The organism is Streptomyces sp. WELS2 (assembly GCF_013870595.1).
GTDB lineage: Bacteria > Actinomycetota > Actinomycetes > Streptomycetales > Streptomycetaceae > Streptomyces.
The window spans coordinates 1-6520 of sequence record NZ_JACBWZ010000330.1; the positions used below are offsets into that span (position 1 = coordinate 1).

General features: G+C 71.5%; 5 protein-coding genes and 2 pseudogenes. 1 reads left to right on the top strand and 6 read right to left on the bottom strand.

Annotated features, from left to right (window positions below):
* The 6 genes and pseudogenes from H5J33_RS19365 to H5J33_RS19390 form a co-directional block, all read right to left on the bottom strand.
* A partial coding sequence (locus tag H5J33_RS19365) for a Rho termination factor N-terminal domain-containing protein (RefSeq protein WP_181796190.1) occupies positions 1-387 on the bottom strand: 387 nt, incomplete at its 3' end.
* A gap of 421 nt (positions 388-808) precedes the next feature.
* Positions 809-1726, bottom strand: a complete 918-nt coding sequence (gene thrB / locus H5J33_RS19370) for a homoserine kinase (RefSeq protein WP_181796191.1) — start codon at positions 1724-1726, stop codon at positions 809-811.
* Positions 1727-2001: 275 nt separating this feature from the next.
* Complete coding sequence (gene thrC / locus H5J33_RS19375; protein ID WP_181796192.1) at positions 2002-3060, bottom strand: threonine synthase; 1059 nt, start codon at positions 3058-3060, stop codon at positions 2002-2004.
* A 6-nt stretch (positions 3061-3066) separates the two neighbouring features.
* On the bottom strand, positions 3067-4356 hold the full coding sequence (locus H5J33_RS19380) for a homoserine dehydrogenase (RefSeq protein ID WP_181796194.1): 1290 nt from the start codon (positions 4354-4356) through the stop codon (positions 3067-3069).
* A gap of 162 nt (positions 4357-4518) precedes the next feature.
* The gene (gene lysA / locus H5J33_RS19385) at positions 4519-5910 is read right to left on the bottom strand and encodes a diaminopimelate decarboxylase (RefSeq protein WP_181796193.1); all 1392 of its coding nucleotides are present in this window, start codon (positions 5908-5910) and stop codon (positions 4519-4521) included.
* 53 nt (positions 5911-5963) lie between these two features.
* Positions 5964-6215, bottom strand: a pseudogene (locus H5J33_RS19390) (DALR anticodon-binding domain-containing protein); the annotation flags it as partial.
* A gap of 12 nt (positions 6216-6227) precedes the next feature.
* Here H5J33_RS19390 and H5J33_RS19395 point away from each other — a divergent pair.
* A pseudogene (locus H5J33_RS19395) lies at positions 6228-6520 on the top strand (DUF6457 domain-containing protein); the annotation flags it as partial.

The following is a 6520-nucleotide window of genomic DNA, read 5'->3' on the forward strand; positions in this document are numbered from 1 at the left end:
CTGCTGGGCCGCGGCCTTCTTCTCGGCAGGGGCCTCGGCGGCCTTGGCCGCCTTCTTCTCGGCGGCCTCCTCGCCGGTGCGCGCGCGGGAGGTGGCCCGGCGCTTCGGCTTGGTCTCGGTGGCGGTGTCGGCCTTGGCGGCGGGGGCTCCCCCGGCGGCCTGCGCCTCCTTGATGACCTCGATCAGCTGGCTCTTGCGCATCCGCGCGGTGCCCCTGATCCCGAGGCCCGAGGCGACCTGCTGCAGCTCGGCCAGCACCATGCCCTCGAGGCCGGTACCGCGGCGCCGCCGGGAGCCGGCACCGGTGGCAGGCGCGGAGGCGTCCGTGGCGGGCGCGGCAGCGGTCTCCTCGACACGTGCGCCCATCAGATCGGTGGTGTCGCTCACGAAGGGTCCTTCCCTGGAGCGGACGTCGGCCTGTCTGGCTCGGCGACCGGTTGTGCTGTCCGGCTACGGTCCTGTCTTCTGTGAACCGTGCCGGGGCGGTGGTCCGCCAAAGCGGCGGAAGAAATGTGCGGTGATGGCGCTTCCGCGAGCCGTGGCACCCAGTGTCACGTGGCGTGGTAGCACCGATTCCGAAGCTCCCCCAGAGGGGGTACACCTACCGGCGGCCCGCTCAGTGTCCGCATCCGTCGTACTGCCCAGGTACGGCGCACGGAACACGGAGTGGCCCGGGAGGCTCCCGGAAGAATGTCTGTCCCGGACGGGGACACGAGGCACCTCGCCATGGTGGGGTCGGGTGCAGACTTGAGATTAACACTACCGGATCCAACAAACATTCCCCCTCTCCAAATCCGGCAACCGTGTGTCAGGTCGCAAGCGGCAGCACGCTCGCTCCCTGGACGTCCAGGTCCAGCCGGTTGGCGGCCCAGCCCTCACCCGCGAGGTGGGAGACCTTGTCGGCGCTGTCGGCGTCGGCGAGGGCCATGACGGTGGGCCCGGCACCCGAGATGACGGCCGGGATGCCGTCGGCGCGCAGCCGCTCCACGAGGGCGGCGCTGTCGGGCATGGCCGGGGCCCGGTACTCCTGGTGGAGGCGGTCCTCGGTGGCGGGCAGCAGCAGTTCGGGGCGCCTGGTGAGGGCCTCGACCAGCAGGGCGGCGCGGCCCGCGTTGGCGGCGGCGTCCACGTGCGGCACGGTGCGCGGGAGCAGACCGCGGGCGGTCTCGGTCAGTACGGGCTTCCCGGGCACGAAAACCACCGGAACGATGGAATCGTGCGGCTCCATCCTGATGGCGCGGGCGGTGCCGGCCTCCATCCAGGACAGCGTGAAACCGCCGAGCAGACACGCGGCCACGTTGTCCGGGTGGCCCTCGATCTCGGTGGCCAGTTCCAGCAGCGCGGCGTCGTCGAGGCGGGCCTCGCCGCCTATGGTCACGGCGCGGGCGGCCACGATGCCGGCGCAGATGGCGGCGGAGGAGGAGCCGAGGCCGCGGCCGTGCGGGATGCGGTTGGCGCAGACGATCTCCAGACCGCGGGGCTGTCCGCCCAGCAGGTCGAAGGCGGTCCGCAGGGAGCGGACGAGGAGGTGGCTCTCGTCCCGCGGCAGGGTCTCGCTGCCCTCACCCGCGATGTCGATGTGCAGCCCGGAGTCGGCGACCCTGACGACCACGTCGTCGTAGAGCCCCAGCGCGAGGCCGAGGGCGTCGAAGCCCGGGCCGAGGTTGGCGCTGGTGGCGGGCACGCGCACCCGGACGGCGGCGGCGCGGAACGCTGGACCGGCCATCGCTCGAAGACTCTCCTTGAGCTGCGTTTACGGTCGAATGACGCTCGATGGTTTCGATGGTCACCCGGTGGACTGCCGATGACTGACGTACGAAGACCCGTCGGGCCGCGGAGACGGCGCGGCGCCTGCCATGCGCGAGGGCATATGCGGTAGGCGGGTTCGGTACAGCCTATCGAAGGAAGGTTCTGTGGCGACATAGGGCGCACAGGAGGCGCACGATGCGTGTCGTAAGCCCCCTGTGCACCTTGTCAGGGATTTCGCCGGTCCGGGGTCGCTCAGGCGAGGCCGAGGCGCTCGGCCGCGGTGGCGGCGTCGACCGGGACGGTGACCGGCTGCGGCGCGCCGGCGACGGCCCAGTCCGGGTCCTTCAGGCCGTTGCCGGTGACCGTGCACACGATGCGCTGGCCCGGATCGACCTTGCCCTGTTCGGCGGCCTTGAGCAAGCCGGCCACCGAGGCGGCGGAGGCGGGCTCCACGAAGACGCCCTCCTGCGCGGCCAACAGGCGGTAGGCGCGCAGGATCTCACGGTCCGTCACCTCGTCGATGGCGCCGCCGGACTCGTCCCGGGCGGCCAGCGCGTGGTTCCAGGAGGCGGGGTTGCCGATGCGGATGGCGGTGGCGATGGTCGACGGGTCCTTGACCACCTCGCCGCGCACGATCGGGGCACTGCCGGAGGCCTGGAAACCCCACATGCGGGGGGTGTGGGTGGAGACGCCGTCGGCGGCGTACTCCTTGTAACCCTTCCAGTAGGCGGTGATGTTGCCCGCGTTGCCGACCGGGAGGACGTGGATGTCGGGCGCGTCGCCGAGCATGTCCACGATCTCGAAGGCGGCCGTCTTCTGGCCCTCGATCCGCACCGGGTTGACCGAATTCACCAGCGCCACGGGGTAGTTCTCGCTGAGCGAGCGGGCCAGGGTGAGACAGTCGTCGAAGTTGCCGTCGACCTGGAGGATCTTCGCGCCGTGCACGAGGGCCTGGCCCATCTTGCCGAGGGCGATCTTGCCCTGCGGCACCAGGACGGCCGAGACCATGCCGGCCCGCACCGCGTACGCGGCGGCGGAGGCGGAGGTGTTGCCGGTGGAGGCGCAGATGACGGCCTTCGCACCCTCCTCCTTGGCCTTGCTGATCGCCATGGTCATGCCGCGGTCCTTGAAGGACCCCGTGGGGTTGGCTCCCTCCACCTTCAGGTGGACCTCACAGCCCGTGCGCTCGGAGAGCACCTGCGCGGGCACGAGGGGCGTGCCGCCCTCACGGAGCGTCACGACCGGCGTGGTGTCGGAGACGGGCAGCCGGTCCCGGTACTCCTCGATGATTCCGCGCCACTGGTGGGTCATTGCTGGTTACTCTCCTTCAACCCGCATGATGCTGGCGACACCCCGCACGGTGTCGAGCTTGCGCAGCGCCTCGACGGTCCCGGACAGGGAGGCGTCAAGGGCCCGGTGGGTGACGACGACGAGGGAGGCCTCGCCGTCCTTGCCCTGCTGCCGAACCGTGTCGATCGACACGCCGTGCTCGGCGAAGACGGTGGCGACCTGGGCGAGCACGCCCGGTTTGTCGGCCACGTCGAGGCTGATGTGGTACCGGGTGACGACGTCGCCCATCGGGGAGACGGTCAGGTCGGCGTAGGCCGACTCGCCGGGGCCGGTGGCGCCGCTGAGCCGGTTGCGGCAGACGGCGACGAGGTCGCCGAGGACGGCGGAGGCCGTGGGCGCGCCGCCGGCGCCGGGGCCGTAGAACATCAGCTGCCCGGCGGCGTCGCTCTCGACGAACACGGCGTTGTACGCGCCGCGCACGGAGGCCAGCGGGTGGCTGAGCGGGATCATGGCGGGGTGCACCCGCGCGGTGACCGACGTGCCGTCCTTGGAGCGCTCGCAGATGGCGAGCAGCTTGATGGTGCAGCCCATCTCCTTGGCGGAGCGGAAGTCGGCGGCGGTGACCTCGGTCATGCCCTCGCGGTAGACGTCGTCGAGGCGGACGCGCGTGTGGAAGGCGATGCCGGCGAGGATCGCGGCCTTGGCGGCGGCGTCGAAGCCCTCGACGTCGGCGGTCGGGTCGGCCTCGGCGTACCCGAGGGCGGTGGCCTCGTCCAGGGCCTCCTGGTAGCCGGCGCCGGTCGAGTCCATCTTGTCGAGGATGAAGTTGGTCGTGCCGTTGACGATGCCGAGCACCCGGTTGACCTTGTCGCCGGCGAGCGACTCGCGCAGCGGCCGGATCAGCGGGATGGCACCGGCGACGGCGGCCTCGTAGTAGAGGTCCTTGCCGTTCGCCTCCGCCGCCGCGTGCAGGGCGGCCCCGTCCTGGGCGAGCAGGGCCTTGTTGGCGGAGACGACGGAGGCGCCGTGCTCGAAGGCGGTGGTGATGAGCGTCCGGGCCGGCTCGATCCCGCCGATGACCTCGACCACGACGTCGATGTCCCCGCGTTTGACCAGGGCGGTGGCGTCGGTGGTGACGAGCGCGGGGTCGATGCCCTCGCGGGCCTTGCCGGTACGCCGTACGGCCACGCCGGCGAGCTCGACGGGGGCCCCGATGCGGGCGGCGAGGTCGTCGGCGTGCGTCGTCATGATGCGCGCCACCTCTGAGCCGACCACTCCACAGCCCAGCAGCGCCACCTTCAGCGGACGCGTACGCATCATCCGACCTCGTTTCCTCATACCGTCTACGATTGAACCAGTCTCACTCACCGGACGGGAGTTTCTACCCTTCGTCCGGATCGTGAGACATCTATTTCATTTGTACGGGGGCGGAAGACCGCAGATCTTGCGCTCTTCCGGCCCCCGTCGTTCCAGGGGGTGTCACCCGACGTCGAGACGCAGGAGGTCCTCCTCCGTCTCGCGCCGGACGATCACCCGGGCCTCGCCGTCCCGTACCGCGACCACGGGCGGCCGCAGGACGTGGTTGTAGTTGCTGGCCATGGACCGGCAGTACGCGCCGGTGGCCGGCACGGCGACCAGGTCGCCCGGTGCCAGATCGCCCGGCAGGAACGCGTCCTTGACCACGATGTCCCCGCTCTCGCAGTGCTTGCCGACGACCCGGGCGAGCATCGGCTCGGCGTCGGAGGCGCGGGAGACGAGCGCGACGCTGTACTCCGCGTCGTACAGCGCGGTGCGGATGTTGTCCGACATGCCGCCGTCGACGGAGACGTAGGTCCGCAGCCCGTCCAGCGGCTTGACCGTGCCGACCTCGTACAGGGTGAAGGCGGTGGGTCCGACGATGGCCCGCCCCGGCTCGACGGAGATGCGGGGCGTGCGCAGCCGGGCGGCCTCGCACTCGCGGGTGACGATCTCGGTCAGCGCCTTGGCGATCTCGTGCGGCTCGCGGGGGTCGTCGGCGCTGGTGTAGGCGATGCCGAGGCCGCCGCCGAGGTCGATCTCAGGCAGTTCCACGCCGTGCTCGTCGCGGATGTCCTTCAGCAGGCCGACGACCCGGTGGGCGGCGACCTCGAAGCCGGACATGTCGAAGATCTGCGACCCGATGTGCGAGTGGATCCCGATCAGCTCCAGCCCGTCGAGCTGGAGCGCCCGCCGCACGGCCTCCGCCGCCTGCCCGCCGGCCAGCGGGATGCCGAACTTCTGGTCCTCGTGGGCGGTGGCGATGAACTCGTGGGTGTGCGCCTCGACGCCCACGGTGATCCGGATCTGGACCTTCTGCCGCTTGCCGAGGGACCGGGCGGTGTGGGCGACCCGCACGATCTCCTGGAAGGAGTCGAGCACGATCCGCCCGACACCGGCCTCCACGGCCCGGCGGATCTCCTCGACGGACTTGTTGTTGCCGTGGAAGGCGATGCGCTCGGCGGGCATCCCGGCGGACAGCGCGGTGGCCAGCTCGCCACCGGAGCACACGTCCAGGTTCAGCCCCTCCTCGTCCAGCCACCGCACGACGGCCCGGGAGAGGAACGCCTTGCCGGCGTAGAACACATCGGCGTCCGGGCCGAACGCGGTGCGCCAGGCACGCGCACGGGTGCGGAAGTCGTCCTCGTCCAGGATGTAGGCGGGCGTGCCGAACTCCTCGGCGAGCCGGGTGACCGGGATCCCCGCGACGGCGACCACACCGTCGTCGCCGCGCGTGACGGTCTTCGACCACACCTTCCGGTCCAGGGCGTTGAGGTCGGCGGGCGGCGCCGGGTGGTGCCCCTCGGGCAGGACGTCGGCGTGGCGGGGCCCGGCGGGATGGGCGGAACGGCTCATGACGTGATTCTCAGACTCTCTGTCTCTCTCCGGGACGCATCTGCTCACGCGCCTCAGAGATGTTCGGGTGCGTCGATGCCGAGCAGGGACAGGCCGCCGGCCAGCACCGTCCCGGCGGCTTCGGCGAGGGCCAGCCGGGCGCGGTGGGCGGCCGAGGGTTTCTCGTCACCGACCGGGAGCACGCGGGGCAACAGGGGCAGCACGGCGTCGGCGACGGTGACGAGATGCCGGGCGAGCCGGTCCGGGGCACGGTGGGTGGCGGCCCCGGTGAGGATGCGGGGGTGGTCGGCGAGGGGGGTGAGAAGGGCGGTGCCGCCCACGGCGCCCTCACCGGGCTCCCCCTGCGCCGGCTGACCGGAACCCTCCGCCTCACCCGAGTCCCGGACCCGCTCGCTTCGTTCGACTGCGACACCTGGGACGACATCGCCGACGCCAGGACACGCATCAGGGAGCATGGGTACGTGTTGGATGAATGGATCTCCGCAGTCAAGGACGAGCTGGGCATCGACCTGGACGTCGACACCGGCGTCCTGCTCGACCTGGCCCGTGACGCCGCCCACGGCGTGGCCCGCCCCGCCGCCCCGCTGACCACCTTCCTCGTCGGCTACGC